We start from the raw sequence: 22,528 nt of genomic DNA, 5'->3' as shown, positions 1-22,528 counted from the left end.
ATTGATGCGTCAACAACTGTTCGAGTCCGGGTGAGCAACATGTGGTGGAGCAAGAAACACGCGCGGGTAACCGAGGGTGCACGGACGCTGGCCGCGCCGATGATCATGTCGCTGGAGCCGCGCATGCTGTTCGACGGCGCCGTGGCGGCGACCGTCGCCGACACCGCCGCCCAGGCTGACAGCCATCCCGCCGCCGACGCCGCCAAGGCGCCGGCCGCCGATCACCCGGTCGCCAGCAAGGACACCCACGGCCAGGCCGACGCCGCGCCGGCCGCCAGCCCCGTCGCAGTGCCGGGCCAGAGCGTGGTGTTCGTCGACTCCCGGGTCAAGGACGCCGACAGCCTGCTCCAGGGCGTCGCCCCCGGCACCCAGGTGGTCCGGCTCGACGCGGGCAAGGACGGCCTGCAGCAGATCGCCGACTACCTCGACCAGCACCAGGGCGTAAGCTCGGTGCAGATCATCGCCCACGGCAACGCCGGCGACCTGTGGCTGGGCAACAGCTACCTGTCGGCGGACAACGTCGCCCAGCGCAGCGCGGTGCTGGCGCAAATCGGCAAGGACATGAACGTCGGCGGCGACATCCTGATCTACGGCTGCTACACCGCCGAGGGCGACCGCGGCCTGAGCTTCGTCGATTCCCTGGCTCAACTGACCGGACGCGACGTGGCGGCCTCGAACAACCGCACCGGCGTGGGCGGCGACTGGGACCTGGAAATCGCCACCGGCACCATCGAAAGCGCCAACGTGCTGTCGGCCAAGTCGATGAGCGAATACCAGTGGGGCCTGGCCACCTGGACCGCGACCAACAACCTCAACACCGGTGTCGGCTCGCTGCGGGCGGCGCTGGCCTCGGCGCAGAACGGCGACATCGTCACGTTCAGTTCCGGCATGACCGTGCAGCTCACCTCCGAACTGCTGATCAACAAGAACATCACCGTCGACGGCGACCTGAACAACGACGGCGTGGCCGACGTGACGCTCGACGGCCAGTACAAGACGCGGGTGGTGGAAATCGCCTCCGGCAGCACGGTGACGCTGGACGGCCTGGTGATCACCCGCGGGCTGGTTTCGGGCAACGGCGGCAACGGCGGCTACGGCGCGACCGGCGCCATGGGCGGCGGGATCTTCAACGCCGGCGTGCTGACCCTCAGCAACGTTTCGGTCACCGGCAACGCGGCGGCCGGCGGCGGTGGCGGCGGCGGTGTCACGGGCGCGTTCTACGGCGGCGGCGGTGGCGGCGGCGGTGGCATCGGCGGCCAGGGCGGCGGCCACGGCGGCACAGCAGGCCCCGGTGTCGGCACCCTGGGCGGCCAGGCCGGCAGCGGCGGCGTCGGCGGCTACGGCGGCGGCTACGACGCGACCCACATGGGCGGCCGTGGCGGTTCCACCACCGGCGGCACCGGCGGCCTGGGCGTTTCCTACTACAGCAACGGCGGCAACGGCGGCACGGCCAGCAACGGCACGATCTCCATCGGCGGCGGCGGTGGCGGAGCCGGCTGGGACAAGGTCGGCGGGGCCGGCGGCAACGCGGCGGGCGGTATCTACAACGCCGCCAGCGGCACCCTGAAGATCGTCGGCACGTCCGTCATCAGCAACAACATCGGTGCGGGCGGCGGCGGTGGCGGCGGCGGCGGCCAGGGCAGCAACGCCAGCAACGGCGGGATCGCCGGGCGCGGCGTCGGCGCCATCTGGAACCAGGGCGGCACGGTGCTGATCACCGCCGCCAACTTCGCCGCCATCAGCGGCAACGCCGCCGGCAGCGGCGCGGGCGGCACGGCCCAGGGCGGCGGCTCGACGGGCGCGTCGCCGACGGCCTTCGCCGCGATCTTCAACAACGGCGGCACCCTCAACACCGCGTACGTGGAACCGCCGACCGCCACCATCGTGGTGTCCGACACCGCGCTGAAGATCGGCGAGACCTCGCTGGTGACCATCACCTTCAGCCGGGCGGTGACCGGCTTCACCAACGCCGACCTGACCATCGCCAACGGCACCCTGAGCGCGGTGAGCAGCGCCGACGGCGGCATCACCTGGACGGCCACGTTCACCCCGACCAACGGCATCACCGACACCACCAACCTGATCGTCCTGGACAACACCGGGGTGACGGCGGTCTCCGACGGCGCGGCGGGCGTCGGCACCACCTCGTCGAACAACTACGCCATCGACACCCAGCGGCCGACCGCGACCATCGTGCTGGCCGATTCGGCCCTCAAGGTCGGCGAAACCTCGCAGGTGACCATCACCTTCAGCGAAGCCGTGAGCGGCTTCACCAACGCCGACCTGACGATCCCCAACGGCACCTTGAGCGCGGTGAGCAGCGCCGACGGCGGCATCACCTGGACGGCGACCTTCACGCCGACCGCCAACATCACCGACACCACCAACCTGATCACCCTGGACAACACAGGCGTCGTCGACCTGTCGGGCAACGCCGGCAGCGGCACCACGGACTCGGCCAACTTCACCATCGACACCCAGCGGCCGACCGCGACCATCGTCGTGACGGACACGAGCCTGGCGGCCGGCGAAACCTCGCTGGTGACCATCACCTTCAGCGAAGCGGTGACCGGCTTCACCACCGCCGACCTGACCGTGGCCAACGGCACGCTGTCGGGCCTGAGCAGCAGCGACGGCGGCATCACCTGGACGGCCACCCTGACGCCGAACGCCAACATCACCGACACCACCAACCTGGTCACCCTGGACAACACCGGCATCGCCGACCTGGCGGGCAACGCCGGCAGCGGCACCACCAACTCGAACAACTACGCCATCGACACGGCGCGCCCGACCGCCACCATCGTGGTGGCCGACAATGCGCTGAAGATCGGCGAGACCTCGCTGGTGACCATCACCTTCAGCGAAGCCGTCACCGGTTTCACCAACGCCGACCTGACCATCGCCAACGGCACCCTGAGCGCGGTGAGCAGCAGCGACGGCGGCATCACCTGGACGGCCACCTTCACCCCGACCGCCAACATCACCGACGCCACCAACGTCATCACCCTGGACAACACCGGAGTCACCGACGCGGCGGGCAACGCCGGCAGCGGCACCACCGACTCGAACAACTACGCCGTCGACACCCAGCGCCCGACCGCCACCATCGTGGTCGCCAACCCCGCGCTGGCCGTCGGCCAGACATCGTTGGTGACCATCACCTTCAGCGAGGCCGTGAGCGGCTTCACCAACGCCGACCTGACCGTCGCCAACGGCACCTTGAGCGCGGTGAGCAGCAGCGACGGCGGCGTCACCTGGACGGCGACCTTCACCCCGACCGCCAACGTCACCGACGCCACCAACCTGATCACCCTGGACAACACCGGGGTCACGGACACGTCGGGCAACACCGGCAGCGGCACCACCGATTCGAACAACTACGCCATCGACACCCAGCGGCCGACGGCGACCATCGTCATGGCCGACAGCAGCCTCGCCGCCGGCGAGACCTCGCTGGTGACCATCACCTTCAGCGAAGCCGTCACCGGTTTCACCAACGCCGACCTGACCGTCCCCAACGGCACGTTGAGCGCGGTGAGCAGCAGCGACGGCGGCATCACCTGGACGGCGACCTTCACGCCGAGCACGGGCATCAACGACGCCACCAACGTGATCACCCTGGCCAACACCGGCATCGCCGACCTCGCGGGCAACGCCGGCAGCGGCACCACCAGCTCGGCCAACTTCACGATCAACACGCAGGTGCCGACGGCCACCATCGTGGTCGCCAACAGCAGTCTGAACGTGGGCAGCACCTCGCTGGTGACCATCACCTTCAGCGAAGCGGTCACCGGGTTCACCAACGCCGACCTGACCGTCGCCAACGGCACCCTGAGCGCGGTGAGCAGCGCCGACGGCGGCATCACCTGGACGGCCACGTTCACCCCGACCGCCAACATCACCGACGCCACCAACCTGATCACCCTGGACAACGCCGGGGTGCAGAACGGCGTCGGCAACGCCGGCAGCGGCACCACCGATTCGAACAACTACGCCATCGACACCCAGCGGCCGACCGCCACCATCGTGGTGGCCGACACGGCGCTCGGCGTCGGCCAGACCACCACGGTGACCTTCACCTTCAGCGAAGCGGTGACCGGGTTCAGCCTGGCCGACCTGACCGCGGAAAACGGCACGCTCAGCAACCTGACCACCTCGGACAACATCACCTGGACGGCCACCTTCACCCCGGCGGCGGGCATCACCGACACCAGCAACCTGATCACCCTGGACAACACCGGCGTCGCCGACGCTGCGGGCAACGCCGGCAGCGGGAACACCCAGTCGAACAACTACGCGGTCGACAGCCAGCGCCCGACCGCGACCATCGTCATCGCCGACACCGACCTTCGTCCGGGCGAGACCACCACGGTCACCATCACCTTCAGCGAGGCGGTGACCGGGTTCGACAACAGCGACCTCAGCATCCCCAACGGCACCTTGAGCAACGTCACCTCCAGCGACGGCGGCATCACCTGGACGGCGACCTTCACGCCGGCCCTGGGCGTGACCGACAACACCAACCTCATCATCCTCAACAACACCGGCTACACCGACGTGGCGGGCAACGCCGGCCTCGGCACCACCAGCTCGGCCAACTTCACGGTGAACACCCTGGTGCCGACCGCGACCGTCATCGTCGCCGACACGGCCCTCAAGGCCGGTGAAACGTCGCTGGTGACCATTACCTTCAACGAGGCGGTGAGCGGCTTCGACAACAGCGACCTGACCGTCGCCAACGGCACGTTGAGCAACGTCAGCAGCAGCGACGGCGGCATCACCTGGACGGCGACGTTCACCCCGACCGCCAACGTCACCGACGCCACCAACCTGATCACCCTGAACAACGCCGGGGTGACCAACGCCTCGGGCAACAGCGGCGTCGGCACCACCGACTCCAACAACTTCGCCATCGACACCGCGCTGCCGACCGCCACCATCACGGTGGCCGACAACCGCCTGGGCATCGGCGAAACCACCACCGTGACCATCACCTTCAGCGAGGCGGTCAGCGGCTTCGACCTGTCGGACATCAGCGTCGCCAACGGCGTGCTGTCGAACCTGAGCAGCAGCGACGGCGGCGTGACCTGGACCGCCACGCTGACGCCGACCGCCGGCGTCAACGACGCGACCAACCTGATCGTGCTCGACACCGGCGGCGTGCAGGACGCGGCGGGCAACCTCGGCGCAAGCATCGCGATCTCCAACAACTACATCCTCGACGCGACCCGGCCGACGGTGAACATCGTGGTGGCCAACCCGCACCTGGGCATCGGCCAGACCACCACCGTGACGTTCACCTTCAGCGAGGCGGTGAGCAATTTCGACCTCTCGGACCTCAGCGTCACCAACGGCGACCTGAGCAACCTCGTCAGCAGCGACGGCGGCAAGACCTGGACGGCGACTTTCACGCCGACCGCGAACGTCACCGACCCGAGCAACTTCATCGCCCTCGACACCGGCAACGTCACGGACCTGGCGGGCAACGCCGGCAGCACCGTTGCGGTGTCGAACAACTACGCCCTCGACGCCGAGCGGCCCACCGCCACGGTGGTGGTGGCCAACCCGAACCTGGGCATCGGCCAGACCACCCAGGTGACCATCACCTTCAACGAGGCGGTCAGCGGCTTCGACCTGGCGGACATCAGCGTGGCCAACGGCACCCTGTCCGGCCTGAGCAGCAGCGACGGCGGCAAGACCTGGACCGCGACCCTGACGCCGAACGCCAACGTCAACAGCGCCAGCAACGCGATCAGCGTCAACGCCGCCGGGGTCAGCGACCTGTCCGGCAACAGCGGCAGCGGCATCAGCCAGTCCGGCAACTACGTGATCAACACCGTGCCGCCGACGCCGACGGCACCCACCGTGGTGGTGACCCCGGATCCTGAGTTCCGCAGCAGCGACCCGGTGACCGCACCGCCGCCGCCTTACGTGCCGCTGCAACCGATCGTGTTCGCCCCGCCCACCGGCAACCTCGGCTCGCCGCTGACCTTCTCGCCGCTGTTCGAGCAACGGGTGATCGGCGACGGCATCCGCCCGCTGGGCGACATCTTCATCAACCGCGGCGCCCTGAGCCCCAGCTTCATCGCCCAGGTGTTCGGCGACAGCACCTACGGCGACGGGACCGGCCACGGTTTCCTCGGCTTCGGCGGGGGCGACGGCGGGGTGTTCGGCAGCAGCACCTTCGCCGGCCTGTACAACCAGGCCAGCGATGCCGAGCGCGAGGCAGTCAACGCCTTCGACAGCCATCCGATCAAGGGCGGCGACATTTCCCAGGGCCTGCGCGGCGTATTCGGCGCGCCGACCCTGGGCCAGCAACTGCAACAGTTCAAGGACAGCGAGCAGCACCGGGTCGACAGCCTGGCGGCGGCGCTCAAGCAGATCGGCGTCAGCGAAACGCCGAGCGCATAAAAACAACACACCATTTGTTGGACCCAAGGGGCGATCCAGGGATGAAGAAGAGTCAAAAGTTGTTCGGCGCCAGCCTGCTGGCGCTGGCGATCAGCGGATGTGCAGTCACCAGCGAGCCGATCGAGCGCAGCGTCAGCGAACAGCGGGCCCGCAGCGATCTGCAGAACATGTACAAGGGCCAGGAGCCGCTGCACGGCCCGCTGACCCTGCACCAGGCGATGGCCCGGGCGGTCAAGTACAACCTCGAAGGCCGGCTCAAGGTCATGGAAGAGGCGCTGGCCAAGCGGCAGCTCGACCTCGCCAGCTTCGACATGCTGCCGCGCATGGCGCTGGACGCCGGCTACGTGGGGCGCAACAACGTCAGCGCCTCCAGCAGCCAGAGCGTGCGCACCGGCACCCAGTCCCTGGAACCGTCGACCTCCCAGGACCGCGACCGTGACGTCGCCGACCTGACCATGGTCTGGAACGTCCTCGACTTCGGCGTCAGCTACATCAGCGCCAAGCAGCAGGGCGACCAGCGCCTGATCGTTCAGGAGCGCCGGCGCAAGGTGATCAACACCATCGTCCAGGACGTGCGTTCGGCCTACTGGCGGGCGATGGCCGCCGAACGCCTGCTCAAGCAGATCGATGCCTTGATGGCCCGGGTCGACACCGCCCGGCGCAACAGCCAGAGCATGAGCGACCAGCGCATCGGCGACCCGGTGCAGGCCCTCGGCTACCAGCGCTCGCTGATCGAGGCGACCCGCCAGCTGGAGGAGCAGCGCCGCGCGCTGTCGCTGGCCAAGACTGAACTGGCGACCCTGATCAACCTGCCGATGGGCTCGGAGCTGACCCTGGCCACCGACGACGGCTACCAGATCCCGGAACTCAAGGTCGACATGGCCAAACTGGAGCAGGAAGCCCTGACCAGCCGTCCGGAACTGCGCGAGCAGGACTACCAGACCCGCATCAGCGCCGCCGAGACCCGCAAGGCCATGCTGCGCATGCTGCCGGGGCTGGAGTTCTCCGCCGGCGGGCACTACGACAGCAACTCGTTCCTGGTGAACGACCGCTGGGCCGACTACGGCGTGAAGGTCACCTGGAACCTGTTCAACGTGATCTCCGCCCCGGCGGCCATCGACGTGGCCAAGGCCGGCGAAGAAGTCGCCGCCGCCCGCCGCCAGGCGATGTCGGTGGCGGTGCTGGCCCAGCTGTACGTGGCCAACGCCAACTATCAGGAGGCGCTGCGCCAGTTCAAGACCAGCCAGCAACTGTCGGATATCGACGGCCAGATCGTCGGTCAGTTGCGCAACCGTCACCAGGCGGCCGGCATCGGCGAGCTGGATCTGATCCAGGGCGAACTGAACAACCTGCAGGCCGACCTGCGCCGCGACCTGGCCTACGCCGACCTGCGCAACGCCTACGGCCAGATCTTCGCCAGCGCCGGGCTCGACCCGCTGCCGGACCAGGTGCAGTCGACCCAGGTGCAGTCGATCGCCACCGCCTTGGCCAGCCGCGAAGCGGCGTGGGCTTCGGGCGACATTTCGGTGCCGGTGGCCCATGCCCCTGCGCAGTGATGCGCCCGGTGCCCCATGAGCCGGCCGGCCTACTCGCGGTTGCCGGTGGCGGTGGATTTGCCGCTGCTGCGCCAGGCGCTGGCGGCGATTGACGACAGCGCCTGGCGGGGGCATTTCAACACCGCGTACTTTGCCGGCGACTGGAGCGGCGTGGCGCTGATCTCCGCGGCGGATGCATTCACCGAACTGTCGCCCGGCCAGGCTGCGCCGGTGCCCCGCGGGCCCTGGCTCAACGACCGCCGCTGGCGCCAGGCGCTGCGCGGCCTGCCGTTGCAGATCGTCAGCGCCCGGCTGCTGCGGCTCGGGCCGGGCGGGCAGATTCACGAACACCGCGACTACGACCTGGAAGGCCCCGAGGCGGATCTGCGCCTGCACATCCCGCTGCTCAGCCCGCCCGCCGTGGATTTCTGGCTGGACGGCCAGCGCATGCCGATGCAGGCCGGGGAGTGCTGGTTCCTCGACCTGTCGCGGCCCCATCGGGTCGACAACCGCGACAGCAGCTATCGGGTTCATCTGGTGCTCGATTGCCGTCCCTGCCCGTGGCTGGAGCGGATGATCGGCGAAGGCTTGGCGGACACGCCGGCCCCCGGCACCGAAGACACGGCCTTGCAGCGGTTTCAGCGGCAGGTGGCGGACGATCCGGCGCTCAGCGCGACGCTGCAGGCCGTGCAGGATCCCGACCGCTTCATCGATTGCGCCGTGGCGCTGGCCGCCGAGCGCGGCCTTGCGCTCACGCCCCAGGTGCTGCGCGCAGCGATGCGCAACGGACGGCGGACATGGAACGGGCAATGGCGCGCATGAATTTCGACGGCTGGCTGCCGATCCGCATCTGGAACGAGGCCGGGCACTGGCAGGTGGACTGGTGCTGGTTCGGTGATGCGCCGTTGCGCCAGCCGTTTTTCCGCGACGCGGTGGACGACGCGCTGCGGTTGCCGTTCAACCAGGCCTTGCGCCGGCAGACGCCGCTGTCGGCGCTGACGGACTGGCAGGCGCACAGCCCCGGCCTTGCGCCAGGCCCGTTCATCCTGCATGCCTCGCGCTGCGGCTCGACCCTGGTCAGCCAGATGCTGGCCCGGCTCGATGACCACATCGTCGTGTCCGAGCCGCCGCCCCTCGACGCCCTGCTGCGCAGCGACCTGCCGGCGCCCGAACGCCGGGCCGCAATCGCCGGCTTGCTGTCGGCCTACGGCCAGCGGCGGCGCGGCGGCGAACAGCGGCTGGTGATCAAGCTCGATGCGTGGAACATCGGCGAATGGCCGCTGTTGCGCGAATGCCACGGGCAGACGCCATGGCTGTTCGTCTACCGCGACCCGTTGGAGATCGCCGTCTCCCACATGCGCCGTCCCGGCATGCACATGGTGGCGGGCATGCTCGGCGACTGCGTGCTGGACGACGGCCTGCCGTTCGAGGGGCGCGAAGACTTCATCGCCCGGCGCCTGGGGCGTCTGCTGGAGGCCGGGTGGGTGCATTGTCGCGATGGCGGCGGGCTGGCGGTGAACTACAGCGAGCTGCCCGAGGCCATGAGCGGGCACCTGGCGACGTTTTTCGGATTGAACGCCGAACAGTGCCTTCGGGCGTCGGCGGCGACCGTGCAGCATGCCAAACAGCCGGCGCAGGTGTTCGTCGCCGACAGCGAGGACAAGCGCCGCGAAGCCTCGGCGCTGCTCCAGGCGCGGGTCGAGCACTACGCCCGGGCGCCCTACCGGGCGCTGGAGGCGTTGCGGCTGAACACGGCGTGCGCTGAGGTCAGGACGGCTTCGTCAGGTCGCTCATCCCTTTGAGCAGCTCGATCGGCAGCGGAAAGACGATCGTCGAACTCTTGTCCCCGGCGATCGAACTCAAGGTCTGCATGTAGCGCAATTGCATGGCGCCCGATTGGCGACCAAGCATCTCGGCGGCCTGCATGAGCTTTTCCGAGGCCTGCAGTTCGCCTTCGGCGTGGATCACCTTGGCCCGGCGCTCCCGTTCCGCTTCGGCCTGCTTGGCGATGGCGCGCACCATCGACTCGTTGAGGTCGACGTGCTTGATCTCGACGTTGGCGACCTTGATGCCCCAGGCGTCGGTCTGGGCGTCCAGCACTTGCTGGATGTCGATGTTCAGCCGTTCCCGTTCGGCCAGCAGTTCGTCCAGCTCATGCTTGCCCAGCACCGCGCGCAGGGTGGTCTGGGCCAGTTGGCTGGTGGCCATGAGGAAGTCCTCGACCTGGATGATCGCCTTCTGCGGGTCGAGCACGCGAAAGTACAGCACCGCGTTGACCTTCACCGACACGTTGTCGCGGGTGATCACGTCCTGGGGCGGCACGTCGAGGACGATGGTGCGCAGGTCCACCCGCACCATCTGCTGCACCACGGGGATCAGCAGGATCAGCCCCGGCCCCTTGACCTGCCAGAAGCGCCCGAGCTGGAACACCACGCCCCGTTCGTATTCGCGCAGGATGCGGAACGTCGAGCCGGCCAGGGCGATGAGCAACAGCAGCAGCGCGACAAAACCGATTTGCAGACCCATGATCACTCTCCGAGCGGTGCCGCGTCAGCCGCGGCCACTTGCAGCAACAGGCCCTTGCGGCCCACCACCCGCACCGGTTGCCCGGTGTGCAGCGGCGTGGGGCTGAGCACCTGCCAGCGTTCTCCCTGCAATTGCACCCAGCCGCTGCGGCCGTCGCCCGGTTCCACGACGGTGACCGCGGTCACGCTGCCGAGCAGGCCGGCGTCGCCGCTGACCGGTTGGCGCGGCCGGGTCTTGAGCGCCCGCCAGAGCAGCGCGGCCAGCAGCAGCGCGCTGACCAGGCCCAGGCCGATCATCATCGGCACCGGCGGCTCGGCGTTGCCCAGGATCAGCGCGCCGATCACGAACATGACAATGCCGCCCAGGCCGATCACGCCATAGTTGGGCAGCGCGGCTTCGGCGATCAGAAAGGCGATGCCCAAGGTGATCAGCCACAGGCCCACCGGGTTGACCGCCGGCAGCGGGGCATCCGCCGCCAGGGCCGCTCCGCTGAGCAGCATCGACAAGGCAAGCGCACAGCAACGGGTGTTCACGTGACCCTCCGCGAGAGTCAGGGGCTTACCTACAGTCTAGTTGAGCCTGCACCTGGATGATTTTTGATCAGTCCGGGCAAGCCGCCAGTGGGCGGAATTCCCGGCGCGGGCGGCCCGGCGGGCTAGACTTTGAGGACGGCAACAGCATTCATGAGCGTCCGCCGCACAGCGCCGGCGGGCACCGAGGTGCATCATGCGTATGGCAAGAAAGGTGCAGAGCAGCCTGAAACAGGCGCAATGCGAATACGACATCGTCGCCCATCCGCACTCCTCCAGCAGCCTGGAGACGGCGCGGGTCGCCGGGGTGCCGGCGGAGCGGGTGGCCAAATCGGTGATCCTCGACGATCGCCACGGGCACTACCTGATGGCCGTGCTGCCGGCCAGCCATCATCTGGACCTGAGCAAAGTGCCCGACGGCGGGCAATGGCAGATCACCCGCGAAAGCAACCTGGCGCACCTGTTCGACGACTGCGAACGCGGCGCGGTGCCGCCGCTGGGCGACGCCTACGGGCTGGATATGGTCATCGACCCGCTGCTGACCCGGCAGAAAGACATCTACCTGGAGGCCGGCAACCACAACAACCTGCTGCACATGAGCATCCCTGAGTTCCTCAAGGCGGTGCCCCATGCGCAGGTGCGGGAGCTGAGCGACTAGCCATCGCCCTGCCGTGCACGACACAGAACGTGCGGGAGCCAGCAGGCTGGCGCCCGCAGTCTTTCTTTTGCCCGCGATTTTCGAAGGAGCCAGACATGGAAAACCCGACCCACAGCCTTTCAGCGTTGTTCAAGCAACTCGGCCTGGCCAGCGATCCGGCCGGCATCGACCAGTTCATCGCCACCCATTCCCCGCTCAAGCCGGAACTGCACCTGGCCGATGCGTTTTTCTGGAACGAGGCGCAGAAGGCCTTTCTGCGGGACGAGACTCTGGATGACGCGGATTGGGCGGAGGTGGTGGATCAGCTGGATGTGATGTTGAGAAAGGGAAGGGCCGGGTAGCCGTCACTGCGGCAATGGCCATCGTCGAGCGGTATGGATCAGCACCAGAATCCAAACCGCCTCTTGCTCGATCTGGTGAACGAGACGGTAGCCTGGATGAGGAATGATCTCGCGTGTGCCGGCGATGATGCCGACGGGGCCGATGTTCGGGTTCCGGGAGAGGCGGGACACCGCCTCGCTGAAACGGGTGTCCATGTCTGCGGCGGCTTTTGGGTACGCGGATCAATTTGTTTCAAAACTTGACTGAAATTCCCCGTCAATGCCATATTGATAGTTAGCAAACTAACAGTATGTGCCTCGCCCGTGTCCGACAACCTCGACATCCTCCAGATGAACATCAGCAGTGCCATGGTGGTGGCCGCCCGTCATTGGCGCAAAATCTGCCAGACCACGCTGGTCAACTACGGCATCTCCGAAGCCTGCGCCGTCCCGCTGCTGATGATCGGGCGGCTGGGCGAGGGCGTCCGCCAGGTGCAGGTGGCGCAGGCGGCGGGGATGGAAAGCCCTTCGCTGGTGCGCCTGCTCGATCAGCTGTGCCACGCCGGGTATGTCTGCCGCAGCGAAGACCCCCAGGACCGCCGCGCCAAATGCCTGAGCCTGACCGACACCGGCCGCGAGCTGGTGCAGGCGGTCGAGGCCGAACTGGTGCGTCTGCGCCACGGGGTGCTGGAAGGCATCGACCGGCGCGATCTGGAAGCTACGCTTCGGGTATTGAAGGCTTTCGAGGCGGCGAGTCCGCTGGCGGTGACCCATCCGTGAACGGCTTCTTCTCCGGCTTTCCTCCGGCCCGGGACTGGTTCTACGGGATCCGCACCTTCGCCGCCTCGATGATCGCGCTGTACATCGCCCTGCTCATGCAGATGCCGCGTCCGTACTGGGCGATGGCCACGGTGTACATCGTCTCGAGTCCCTTCCTCGGGCCCACCAGTTCCAAGGCCCTGTACCGCGCCATCGGGACGTTCCTCGGTGCGGCGGCGGCGGTGCTGTTCGTGCCGATGTTCGTCCAGAGCCCCTATGTGCTGGTGGTGGTCATCGCGCTGTGGACGGGGATCCTGCTGTTTCTCTCGCTGCACCTGCGCACCGCCAACAACTACGCCTTGATGCTGGCCGGCTACACCCTGCCGCTGATCGCCCTGCCGGTGGTGGACAACCCGTTGGCGGTGTGGGACGTGGCCGAGGCGCGCACCGAGGAGATCTTCCTCGGCATCGCCGTGGCGGCGGTGGTCGGGGCGATGTTCTGGCCGCGCCGGCTGGCCCCGGTGTTCAACGACGCGGTGGGCAAGTGGTTCGCCGACGCGACGACCTACAGCCTGCGCTTCCTCGGCCGCGACGTGCGCCCGGAAGAGATCAGCGCCCTGCGCATGGCCATGGTCGGCAGCTTCAACAGCCTCGAACTGATGATCGGCCAGTTGCCCCACGAAGGCGCCCGCCCGCAGACGGTGCGCAACACCAAGGAGCTACGCGGGCGGATGATCCACCTGCTGCCGGTGATCGACGCCCTCGACGATGCGCTCTATGCCCTTGAGCGCCGCACGCCGGAACTGGTGGACCGGTTCGCGCCGCTGCTGGCGGCCACCGCCGAGTGGCTCGGCCACAAGGACGCCGACCTTGAGCGGTGGCAAACCCTGAAAGACCGGCTCGACGCCCTGCAGCCGGATGCCGAGGCCCTGGAGGACCGCAAGCAGTTGCTGTTCTCCAACGCGCTGTACCGCCTGGCCGAGTTCATCGACCTGTGGCAGGACTGCCGTTCGCTGCAGGACGCGATCCTCTGCGAGCGCCAGGACAGCTGGCGCGCGGTCTACCGCCACTGGCGCCTCGGGCGTCTGACGCCGTTCCTCGACCGCGGGCTGATGCTGTATTCGGTGGCCTCGACCATCCTGGCGATCATCGTCGCGTCGGTGCTGTGGATCCTGCTGGGCTGGACCGACGGCGGCAGCGCGGTGATCCTGGCGGCGGTGTCGTGCAGTTTCTTCGCCTCGATGGACGACCCGGCGCCGCAGATCTACCGGTTCTTCTTCTGGACCGCGATGTCGGTGCTGTTCGCCAGCCTGTACCTGTTCCTGGTGCTGCCCAACCTGCATGACTTCCCGATGCTGGTGCTGGCGTTCGCCGTGCCGTTCATCTGCGTCGGCACCCTGACGGTGCAGCCGCGCTTCTACCTCGGCATGCTGCTGACGCTGGTCAACACCTCGTCGTTCATCAGCATCCAGGGTGCCTACGACGCGGATTTCTTCGCTTTCGCCAACTCCAACCTGGCCGGCCCCATGGGGCTGCTGTTCGCGTTCATCTGGACGCTGGTGGCCCGCCCGTTCGGCGCCGAGCTGGCGGCCAAACGCCTGACCCGGTTCAGCTGGAAGGACATCGTCCGCATGACGGAGCCGGCGAACCTCGCCGAACACCGGCAACTGGGCGTGCAACTGCTCGACCGCCTGATGCAGCACCTGCCGCGCCTGGCGCTGACCGGCCAGGACACCGGCATTGCCCTGCGCGAAGTGCGGGTGGGGCTGAACCTGCTCGACCTGCTGGCCTACACCCCGCGGGTGCCCGGCGCGCCGCAGGCGCTGCTGCAGCAGGTGGTGGCGGAAGTCGGCGACTACTTCCGCGCCTGCCTCAAGGCCGGCGAGCGCCTGCCGGCGCCCAGCCCCTTGCTGATGACGATGGACCGCACCCGCCGCGCCCTCGGCGGCCACGGCGATGACGAAACCCGGCTGCACCTGTTGCATGCCCTCAGCGGCCTGCGCCTGGCGCTGCTGCCCGGCGTCGAGTTTCTCGGCAACGCCGAACCCGAAGAACCGTTGCCTCACGGCATCGATGGAGCCCCCCTATGATCGGTGACCTGGACATCAGCGGCATCTTCCTGCCGACCCTGCTGATCCTGATGGGCATCACGTACCTGTTGTTCCTGCTGGTGCACGGCGTGCTCACGCGCCTGCATTTCTACCGCCTGGTCTGGCACCGGGCGTTGTTCAACGTGGCGCTGTACGCCTTGCTGCTGGGCGCCGTGGATTCCCTCAGCCGATACCTGATGACATGAAAAAACCGTTTTTGACGCTCGGCCGCACCGTGCTGACCCTGTTGATCGTGACGTTCGCCGTCGTGGTGGTGTGGCGCATGGTGATGTACTACATGTTTGCGCCCTGGACCCGCGACGGGCATATCCGCGCCGACATCGTGCAGATCGCCCCGGACGTGTCCGGGCTGATCCAGCAGGTGGAAGTGAAGGACAACCAGCCGGTCAAGCGCGGCCAGGTGCTGTTCAGCATCGACCCGGACCGTTTCCGCCTGGCCCTGCGCCAGGCCAAGGCCGCCGTCGCCGACCGCGAAGAGACCCTCGCCCAGGCGCAGCGCGAGGCCAAGCGCAACCGGGGCCTGGGCAATCTGGTGCCGGCCGAGCAGCTGGAAGAAAGCCTGTCGAAGGTCGCCCGCGCCCAATCGGCCCTCGCCGAAGCGCTGGTGGCGGTGGACAGCGCGCAGCTCAACCTCGACCGCTCGGTGATCCGCAGCCCGGTGGACGGCTACGTCAACGACCGTGCGCCGCGTGCCCAGGAGTTCGTCACCGCCGGGCGCCCGGTGCTGTCGGTGGTCGACAGCAACTCCTTCCACATCGACGGCTACTTCGAGGAGACCAAGCTGGACGGCATCCGCGTCGGCCAGGCCGTGGACATCCGGGTGATCGGCGACCGGGCGAAGCTGCGCGGGCATGTCGAAAGCATCGTCGCCGGCATCGAGGACCGCGACCGCACCAGCGGCAGCAACCTGCTGCCCAACGTCAACCCGGCCTTCAGCTGGGTGCGGCTGGCGCAGCGGATTCCCGTGCGCATCGCGTTCGATGATGTGCCGGAGGATTTCCGCATGATCGCCGGGCGCACTGCCACGGTGTCGATCATCGAGGACGGCCGGCAGGAGTCCGCGCAATGAACCGGGCGCTGATGGTCGCCGGGCTGGGCGCGCTGCTGTCGGCCTGTCAGGTGGTCGGGCCCGACTATCGCCTGCCGGGCGAAGCGGCGGTGCAACGCCACGACCTGCAGGGCGAACTGGCGGTGGACGGCAAGCCGGTGGTGTCGGCGCCGGTGCCGGCCGACTGGTGGCGCCTGTATCAGGATCCCCGGCTCAACGAGCTGGTGCGGCAGGCCCTGGCCTCCAACACCGACCTGCGGGTGGCGGCGGCCAACCTGTCGCGGGCCCGGGCCCGGGTCGACGAAGCCGAAGCGGCCGGCGGCTGGAGCGGCGGGGTGAAGATGGGCGCCCAGCGCTTGCAGGAGTCCGGCGAAGCGTTCCTGCTGCCGGAAAAGGTGCCGGTGGACAACATCGGCGAGATCGCCATCAGCGCCTCTTACCAGTTCGACCTGTTCGGCAAGCTGCAGCGCGGCATCGAAGCGGCCAAGGCCGGCGCCGACGCGACCCAGGCCGCCGCCGACACCGCCCGCATCACCCTGGTGGCGGATGTGGTGCGGGCCTACACCCAGGTCTGCGCCGCCAACGAAGAGCGCGAGATCGCCCAGCATTCCCTCGACCTGCAGGACCAGAGCACCCGGCTCACCCAGCGCCTGCGCGACGCCGGCCGGGGCGACGAGACGCAAGTCACCCGCTCCCAGACCCAATTGAAATCCCTGCGGGCCGACCTGCCGCGCTACGAGGCTGCGCGGCAGGCCGGGCTGTTCCGCCTGTCGATGCTGCTGGCCAGGCCGGTGGCGCAACTGCCCGCCGGCACCGCCGGGTGCGCCGAACTGCCGAAGGTCGCGCAACTGATGCCCGTCGGCGACGGCGCCGCGTTGCTCAAGCGCCGTCCCGACGTGCGCCAGGCCGAGCGACAACTGGCCGCCGCGACCGCCGGCATCGGCATCGCCACCGGCGAGCTGTACCCGGACATCAGCTTCGGTGCGACGATCGGCACCGTCGGCCTGCTGGACGACCTCGGCAAACCGTCAACCAACCGCTGGGGCTTCGGCCCTTCGTTGAGCTGGAACGTGCCGACCAACGGCGCCCGGGCGCGCATCCACGAGGCCGAAGCGTCGACTCAGGGCGCCCTGGCGCATTTCGACGGCGTCGTCCTGAACGCCGTCCGCGAGACCCAGACCGGCCTGGCCCAGTACAGTGCGCAACTGCAGCGCCGCGAGGCGTTGGCCGATGCCGAGCAGTCGGCGAGACAGGCGGCAGAGCAGACCCACCGCTTCTATCAGGCCGGCCGCGCGTCGTTCCTCGCCGACCTGCAGGCCACCCGCACCTACACCGACGTGCGGGCGCAACTGGCGTCGGCCAACACCCAGGTCGCCCTGAGCCAGATCGATCTGTTCCTCGCCCTGGGCGGCGGCTGGGAAAGCGGACGAACGCAAGCGTCGGGCACCGGCAAACCCTGAGGCCGTTGCTATGCTTTGAAGTGTTGCAAGGGCGCCCGGTGCAAGGCGCCCTTGCAGCGCACTGGGCTTGCGCAGGTCGGGGAAACCAATAATGAAAAACCCTTACGCTCTTGGCTTCTGGTGCGCCCTGGTAGCGCTGGTGCTGCTCTCGGCCACCTATTTCTACGGCATCATGCTGGCCCACCAGATCGACAAGGCCATGGTGTTCCTCGACAGCACCGTGGCCTTGATCGCGGTCATGGGGATCGTGGTGGTGGCCTGGTCCCTGGTGCAGGTCCGGCGGCTGAAGAAGCGTCAGCTGGAGCAAAGCAAAGTGCTGCTGCTGATCTGGGACACCAAAGTCGCGCTGCGCCGGGTCGAGACCGTGTTCGACCGGTATTTCTGGGGCAGCTACTGGCAACCGGGGCGCACCTTCGCCGAAGTCATGGGCGAACTCACCGGCACGCCGCTGGAAAAAAGCCTGGATGTCCTGAAAAAACAGTGCCTGGAGCTCGACAAGCAAGTCGCCAGCGACGGCTGGCACTGGCTCAACAACGCCCGCGAACTGTCCGACGTCGCCACGGCCATGGCCCGCGAACGCTATCAGCTGGACTTCTGCGACCCGCGCAGCGACGGCCCCGGCGGCGCAGTGATCGACCGGGACTTCGAAGTGCTGGTGTTCACCTGGACGGCGCGGCTCAAAAGCTTCGACCATCAACTGGACGAGATCGAGGTGCAGTACTCCTGAGCCCGCGAAGGCGCCATCGAGTTCACCGCCATCCCCTCGCCATGGACACTCTTTAACCTTTAAGCACTGGGCCCTCACGGGGCGCCAGTGCTAATCTGCACCGCTAAATCCAGCGGAGTCGTGCCGCGGCCCGATCACGGGTTCAAGGAAGACGACCACACTTTCAGCCACGGAAATCGATCAGGTCATTCATGAATAAATCAGCAGGCGTGCTTCTGGGAATCGTTGTTGCCATCGGCGCCGTCAGCGCCGGCGGGGCGTGGTACACCGGCACCAAAATCGAAGGCGTGCTGAACAACGCCGTCGCCAACGCCAACAAGGAACTGCAGGCCGCCATGGCCGGCTCCAACGGCAGCGCGTCGCTGGAACTGGTGTCCCTGGAGCGCCACACCTTCAGCAGCACCGCCCAGTACCGCCTCAAGGGCGAGGGCGAGATGTTCGGCGAGGCGCCGGTCGAGCTGCTGTTCACCGACCGCATCGAACACGGCCCGCTGCCGTTCTCGCGGCTGGCGTCGTTCAAGTGGCTGCCGGTCATGGCCAGCAGTCACTACGCGCTGGAAAAGACCCCGCTGACGGAAAAATGGTTCGCCGCCACCAAGGGCGCCGCGCCGCTCAAGGGCGTGGTCAACATCGGCTACGACGAATCCACCACCGGCACCCTCGAACTGCTGCCGCTGGAAACGGCGCTGGACGACAAGTCGAGCCTCAAGTTCTCCGGCCTGAACATGGACATCTCCGCCAGCGCCCAGGCCCAGAAGGTCAAGGCCAACGGCTACATGGACAGCCTGCACCTGACCACCGTCGCCGAAGACGAAGCGCCGGTGCAGGTCGAGCTCAGCGGCCTGACCCTGGCCAGCAACCTCACCAAGAGCACCTACGGCTACTACACCGGGGAGAACACCCTGGAGCTGACCGACAGCAAGACCACCTTCGGCGCCAAGCAGTCGGTGCTGGGCATCAAGAACTTCGAGATGAAGAACCTCACCGAAGAGACCGGCTCCAGCGCCTCGGGCCGCGCCGACTACAAGATCGGCGAAGTCACCCTCAACGACAAGAAGATCGGTTCGGCCAACCTGGCCATGAGCCTGAAGAACCTCGACATTCCGTCGACCATGTCGCTGATGCAGATCTACCAGACCAAGCTGCAGCCCTACGAGAAGGCCGCTGCCGAAGCCGCCGAAGCCGGCCTGCCGTCACCGGAGCTGAACCTGACCCCGGCCGAAGAGGCCCAGGTCAAGGCCGACCTGCAGAAACTGCTGGCCGCAGGGCCCCAAGTGGCGCTGGAGAACCTGTCGTTCAAGACCGCCAACGGCGAAAGCCGCGCCAACCTGGTGATCGACCTGGCCAAACCGCAGTCGATGGACCTACCGCCCGACCAACTGGGCAAGCAGCTGATCGCCCTGCTTGACCTCAACGTGCTGGTGTCCAAGCCGATGCTGGTGGACCTGATGAGCGTTCAGGCGCAGCTCGACGGCCAGACCGACGCCAAGGCCATCGTCGACCAGGCCAGCGCCGCCACCGACATGTTCGCCGGCATGGCGGTCGGCTCGCAGTTGGCGACCCTGGACGGCACCAACGTCACGACCAAGCTGCACTACGCCGCCAACCAGGTGGAGTTCAACGGCCAGAAGATGACCGTAGAGCAGTTCGTCGGCTTCCTGATGGGCAAGTTCGCCGGCGTCGGCCAGGTTCAGTAACCGCCCCGCGACGCCACGGCGCCCGGCCTCTGCGTACCGCAGACGCCGGGCGTTTTGCTGTCTGGCGTCCGGGTTTTCGGCCGGTAGGGGAACCGTCACAGCAATTCTGAATAATTATTGCGTTGCCGATATTGGTCTACGCTTGCGTGCAAGACTGCCTGGATAAGCTTGGCCGGGTCTGCGATCCGGCCACCGTTACGAATGGGCAAGGAGGGCATTGCGACCCGGCTGGCCATGTAAGGATGCTGACGAATGCCGCGTATTGATGTTCCTGTATTGCATCGTGGTTTACGCCCATTGTTTCGAGTCGCGCTGTGCAGCCAGTTGCTCTGGCCGGCACTGGGGTTCGCCGATACGGCCTACGACCGAATGGTGCTCGACGCCCGGGCCGGCCACTACGCGCCCGCCCTCGACGCCCTGCGCCAGGTGCCGCCGGCCCAGGCGACCGCCGGCCAGGTCAGCGATCACCTGCAGATCGCCGGTTGGGCCGGGCTCGACGCCGAAGTGGTGCAGGTCTACGAGACCCAGGGCCGCGGCCGCACGCTGCCGGTCCAGGCGCTGACCGCCACCGCCCGGGCCTACCGCAACCTCAAGCGTTGGGATCAGGCGACCCAGGTCTACAACCAGGCCCTGGCGCTGGATCCGGGCAATGCCGACCTGCAACTGGGGCTGGCGCTCACCCAGGCCGACGCCGGCAAGCCCGACGAAGCGGTGACCCGCGCCAAGGCGCTGGTCGCGGCAAAGCCTGACGATCCCTCCCGCCGGCTCGCGCTGGGCTACGCCCTGACCCGTGCCGGCAAGCAGTACGACGCGCTGCACGAATACGACCAGGCGTTCATCCGCGCCGGCAGCAAGCCGCAAGTCGCCCGCGAATACGTGGTGGCCCTGCAGAAGGCCCGTCTGCCGGAGCCTGCGCTGCGCCTGGCCGACCAGCGTCCGGGGCTGATCGACCCGGTCACCCGGCGGCGTCTCGAAGGCGACCTGGCAGCCGAACGGGTGCGCCTGGCCGACCTGGCCACCCGCAGCGAGAAAGAGCGCTACGTCATCGCCGACCGGGCGCTGGCCGACTACGACAAGCTGCTGGCCACCTGGACGCCGGACGCCAGCGCCCACGACGACGTGACCCGCTGGCGCATCGACCGCATGGGCGCGCTCAGGGCCCGTGCGCGCACCGCCGAGGTCATCAGCGAATACCAGAAGCTGCAGGGCGAAGGGGTAAAGATCCCGACCTACGCCCTGCGCTGGGTGGCGGCGTCCTACCTGGACCAGCGCCAGCCGGAGATCTCCACCGACCTCTACCGCCAGGTGCTGACCGCACCGGACGCCGATGCCGGCGACCGCCTGGAAGACACCACCGGCCTGTACTACTCGCTGCTCGAATGCGACCGCGCCGAAGAGGCCCGCAAGGTCGCCGAAGACCTGGCCAAGTCCCAGCGGCCGCGCATCGAGCTCAAGGGCTTGCCGGTGGGCAACCCCAACGACGAATGGATGGACGCCCAGCAGCTCGCGGCGCAGGCCGGCACCTACGGCTCCGACCTGCCCCACGGCGAGGAGCGCCTGCAAGCGCTGGTCGACCAGGCGCCGGGCAACATCGGCCTGCGCCTGGCCCAGGCCGACCTGTACCTGGCCCGCGACTGGCCGCGCCGCGCCGAGAACCAGCTCAAGGAAACCGAAAGCCTGGTGCCGCGGGACATGGGCCTGGAAGTCGCCCAGGCCCACACCGCCATGGATCTGCAGGAATGGCGGCAGATGGACGCGCTGACCGACGACGTGGTCGCGCGCTTCCCCGACAACCGTCAGGTGCAGCGTCTGGCCCGTCAGCGAGAGGTGCATGACATGGCCGAGCTGCGCGTCGAAAGCTACGGCGGCAAGGCCTACGGCGGCGGCAGCGGCGATGCCGGCGCGGTCACCGGCAGCCGCGACTTCGGCATCGAAAGCACCCTGTACAGCCCACCCATCGACGAAGACTGGCGGGTGTTCGCCGGCATCGGCTACGCCACCGGCGATTTCGCCGAAGGCACCGGCCACCACCGCTTCCAGCGCGTGGGCCTGGAGCGCCGCACCCGGGACATGACCCTGGAGGCGGAAATCTCCAACCACTCTTACGGCTTCGGCGACAAGCAGGGCGCGCGCCTGGCGATCGCCCGGGACATCGACGACCACTGGCAGTACGGCGGCAGCCTCGAGTACCTCTCGGCGCAGACCCCGCTGCGCGCGCTGAACAGCGACATCAAGGCCAACGGCGGCAGCGGTTTCATCCGCTGGCGGGCCAACGAGAGCCGGGAATGGAAGCTGGCGGTCAGCCCGTCGCACTTCAGCGACGGCAACAACCGGGTCGAGGCGCTGCTCACCGGCCGCGAGGGCGTCTACAGCGCGCCGAACCTGCAGGTCGACGCCGGCCTGGAGGTGGGCACCAGCCACAACTCCAAGTCCGATGACGTGCCGTACTTCAACCCGAAGGCGGACTTGAGCGTCATGCCGCTGCTGAACGTCAACCACGTGCTGCACCACCGCTACGAAACGGTCTGGAGCCAACAGTTCCAGCTGGGCGCCGGCACCTACAGCCAGCGTGACCACGGCACCGGCGGCATGGCGCTGATCGGCTACGGCCAGCGCTACGCCTGGAACGACGTGTTCGAAGTGGGCGGCCTGTTGAGCGCGATCAACCGGCCCTACGACGGTGATCGGGAAACCGATCTGCGTCTGCTCGTCGACCTCACTTTCCGCTTCTAGAAGAGTCTGA

The 22,528-nt window shown here is 67.9% G+C and carries 16 protein-coding genes and 1 pseudogene; 14 read left to right on the top strand and 3 right to left on the bottom strand.

The window, feature by feature from the left end; translation table 11 throughout:
• The first annotated feature begins 39 nt into the window (after positions 1–39).
• From KVG96_RS23760 to KVG96_RS23745, 4 genes are read left to right on the top strand one after another with little or no spacing between them, the layout of a single operon-like run.
• Positions 40–6,414: an Ig-like domain-containing protein gene (locus KVG96_RS23760; protein WP_217894274.1), complete on the top strand. Its 6,375-nt coding sequence runs from the start codon at positions 40–42 to the stop codon at positions 6,412–6,414.
• Between the two features lie 41 nt (positions 6,415–6,455).
• Positions 6,456–7,970 carry a TolC family protein gene (locus KVG96_RS23755; RefSeq protein ID WP_217894190.1) on the top strand — a complete coding sequence of 505 codons (1,515 nt, stop codon included), beginning with the start codon at positions 6,456–6,458 and terminating at the stop codon, positions 7,968–7,970.
• A 15-nt stretch (positions 7,971–7,985) separates the two neighbouring features.
• Positions 7,986–8,771: an aspartyl/asparaginyl beta-hydroxylase domain-containing protein gene (locus tag KVG96_RS23750; RefSeq protein ID WP_217894189.1), complete on the top strand. Its 786-nt coding sequence runs from the start codon at positions 7,986–7,988 to the stop codon at positions 8,769–8,771.
• The gene (locus KVG96_RS23745) at positions 8,759–9,751 is read left to right on the top strand and encodes a sulfotransferase family protein (RefSeq protein ID WP_217894188.1); all 993 of its coding nucleotides are present in this window, start codon (positions 8,759–8,761) and stop codon (positions 9,749–9,751) included. Before KVG96_RS23750 ends, KVG96_RS23745 begins: the two co-directional genes overlap by 13 nt.
• On the opposite strand, the gene KVG96_RS23740 is transcribed toward KVG96_RS23745, so the two are convergent.
• Entirely contained in the window at positions 9,717–10,475 is a 759-nt protein-coding gene (locus tag KVG96_RS23740; RefSeq protein ID WP_085582135.1) for a slipin family protein, read from the bottom strand. The genes KVG96_RS23745 and KVG96_RS23740 overlap by 35 nt on opposite strands.
• Positions 10,476–10,477: 2 nt before the next feature.
• A complete protein-coding gene (locus tag KVG96_RS23735) occupies positions 10,478–11,008 on the bottom strand; it encodes an NfeD family protein (RefSeq protein WP_217894187.1) in 531 nt (176 codons plus the stop codon).
• 193 nt (positions 11,009–11,201) lie between these two features.
• Between KVG96_RS23735 and KVG96_RS23730 the strand changes: the two genes are divergently transcribed.
• Positions 11,202–11,663: an aminoacyl-tRNA deacylase gene (locus tag KVG96_RS23730; RefSeq protein WP_217894186.1), complete on the top strand. Its 462-nt coding sequence runs from the start codon at positions 11,202–11,204 to the stop codon at positions 11,661–11,663.
• A gap of 95 nt (positions 11,664–11,758) precedes the next feature.
• Complete coding sequence (locus tag KVG96_RS23725; RefSeq protein WP_217894185.1) at positions 11,759–12,004, top strand: DUF2789 domain-containing protein; 246 nt, start codon at positions 11,759–11,761, stop codon at positions 12,002–12,004.
• 3 nt (positions 12,005–12,007) lie between these two features.
• Here the strand turns inward: KVG96_RS23725 and KVG96_RS23720 are convergent.
• Positions 12,008–12,205, bottom strand: a pseudogene (locus KVG96_RS23720) (type II toxin-antitoxin system RelE/ParE family toxin); the annotation flags it as partial.
• 129 nt (positions 12,206–12,334) lie between these two features.
• Between KVG96_RS23720 and KVG96_RS23715 the strand changes: the two are divergent.
• The 8 genes from KVG96_RS23715 to pgaA all read left to right on the top strand — a co-directional run bounded on the left by KVG96_RS23715 (position 12,335) and on the right by pgaA (position 22,518).
• Positions 12,335–12,763 (top strand): MarR family winged helix-turn-helix transcriptional regulator, encoded by a 429-nt coding sequence (locus KVG96_RS23715; protein WP_217894273.1) that lies wholly within the window; start codon positions 12,335–12,337, stop codon positions 12,761–12,763.
• Complete coding sequence (locus KVG96_RS23710) at positions 12,760–14,832, top strand: FUSC family protein (RefSeq protein WP_217894183.1); 2,073 nt, start codon at positions 12,760–12,762, stop codon at positions 14,830–14,832. Before KVG96_RS23715 ends, KVG96_RS23710 begins: the two co-directional genes overlap by 4 nt.
• Positions 14,829–15,038 (top strand): DUF1656 domain-containing protein, encoded by a 210-nt coding sequence (locus KVG96_RS23705; protein ID WP_085582123.1) that lies wholly within the window; start codon positions 14,829–14,831, stop codon positions 15,036–15,038. The genes KVG96_RS23710 and KVG96_RS23705 overlap by 4 nt, the downstream gene beginning before the upstream one ends.
• Positions 15,035–15,922 (top strand): efflux RND transporter periplasmic adaptor subunit, encoded by an 888-nt coding sequence (locus KVG96_RS23700; RefSeq protein WP_217894182.1) that lies wholly within the window; start codon positions 15,035–15,037, stop codon positions 15,920–15,922. The genes KVG96_RS23705 and KVG96_RS23700 overlap by 4 nt, the downstream gene beginning before the upstream one ends.
• The gene (locus KVG96_RS23695) at positions 15,919–17,361 is read left to right on the top strand and encodes an efflux transporter outer membrane subunit (protein ID WP_217894181.1); all 1,443 of its coding nucleotides are present in this window, start codon (positions 15,919–15,921) and stop codon (positions 17,359–17,361) included. Before KVG96_RS23700 ends, KVG96_RS23695 begins: the two co-directional genes overlap by 4 nt.
• A gap of 91 nt (positions 17,362–17,452) precedes the next feature.
• A complete protein-coding gene (locus KVG96_RS23690; RefSeq protein WP_217894180.1) occupies positions 17,453–18,088 on the top strand; it encodes an NADH:ubiquinone oxidoreductase subunit N in 636 nt (211 codons plus the stop codon).
• 191 nt (positions 18,089–18,279) lie between these two features.
• Entirely contained in the window at positions 18,280–19,785 is a 1,506-nt protein-coding gene (locus KVG96_RS23685) for a YdgA family protein (protein WP_217894179.1), read from the top strand.
• A 252-nt stretch (positions 19,786–20,037) separates the two neighbouring features.
• Positions 20,038–22,518, top strand: a complete 2,481-nt coding sequence (gene pgaA, locus KVG96_RS23680; RefSeq protein WP_217894178.1) for a poly-beta-1,6 N-acetyl-D-glucosamine export porin PgaA — start codon at positions 20,038–20,040, stop codon at positions 22,516–22,518.
• Positions 22,519–22,528: the final 10 nt, after the last annotated feature.

The organism is Pseudomonas ekonensis, assembly GCF_019145435.1.
Lineage (GTDB): Bacteria > Pseudomonadota > Gammaproteobacteria > Pseudomonadales > Pseudomonadaceae > Aquipseudomonas > Aquipseudomonas ekonensis.
Note: the sequence above shows the minus strand (reverse complement) of the source record. Positions and strands in the feature narration are given on the sequence as shown.

Bases quoted from the DNA above. Each gene is read 5' to 3' on its own strand.
- KVG96_RS23755 (WP_217894190.1), top strand. From the start codon at position 6,456: ATGAAGAAGAGTCAAAAGTTGTTCGGCGCCAGCCTGCTGGCGCTGGCG.
- KVG96_RS23695 (WP_217894181.1), top strand. From the start codon at position 15,919: ATGAACCGGGCGCTGATGGTCGCCGGGCTGGGCGCGCTGCTGTCGGCC.
- KVG96_RS23705 (WP_085582123.1), top strand. From the start codon at position 14,829: ATGATCGGTGACCTGGACATCAGCGGCATCTTCCTGCCGACCCTGCTG.
- KVG96_RS23745 (WP_217894188.1), top strand. From the start codon at position 8,759: ATGGCGCGCATGAATTTCGACGGCTGGCTGCCGATCCGCATCTGGAAC.
- pgaA (WP_217894178.1), top strand. From the start codon at position 20,038: ATGCCGCGTATTGATGTTCCTGTATTGCATCGTGGTTTACGCCCATTG.
- KVG96_RS23730 (WP_217894186.1), top strand. From the start codon at position 11,202: ATGCGTATGGCAAGAAAGGTGCAGAGCAGCCTGAAACAGGCGCAATGC.
- KVG96_RS23740 (WP_085582135.1), bottom strand. From the start codon at position 10,475: ATGGGTCTGCAAATCGGTTTTGTCGCGCTGCTGCTGTTGCTCATCGCC.
- KVG96_RS23760 (WP_217894274.1), top strand. From the start codon at position 40: ATGTGGTGGAGCAAGAAACACGCGCGGGTAACCGAGGGTGCACGGACG.
- KVG96_RS23700 (WP_217894182.1), top strand. From the start codon at position 15,035: ATGAAAAAACCGTTTTTGACGCTCGGCCGCACCGTGCTGACCCTGTTG.
- KVG96_RS23690 (WP_217894180.1), top strand. From the start codon at position 17,453: ATGAAAAACCCTTACGCTCTTGGCTTCTGGTGCGCCCTGGTAGCGCTG.
- KVG96_RS23685 (WP_217894179.1), top strand. From the start codon at position 18,280: ATGAATAAATCAGCAGGCGTGCTTCTGGGAATCGTTGTTGCCATCGGC.
- KVG96_RS23725 (WP_217894185.1), top strand. From the start codon at position 11,759: ATGGAAAACCCGACCCACAGCCTTTCAGCGTTGTTCAAGCAACTCGGC.
- KVG96_RS23750 (WP_217894189.1), top strand. From the start codon at position 7,986: ATGAGCCGGCCGGCCTACTCGCGGTTGCCGGTGGCGGTGGATTTGCCG.
- KVG96_RS23715 (WP_217894273.1), top strand. From the start codon at position 12,335: ATGAACATCAGCAGTGCCATGGTGGTGGCCGCCCGTCATTGGCGCAAA.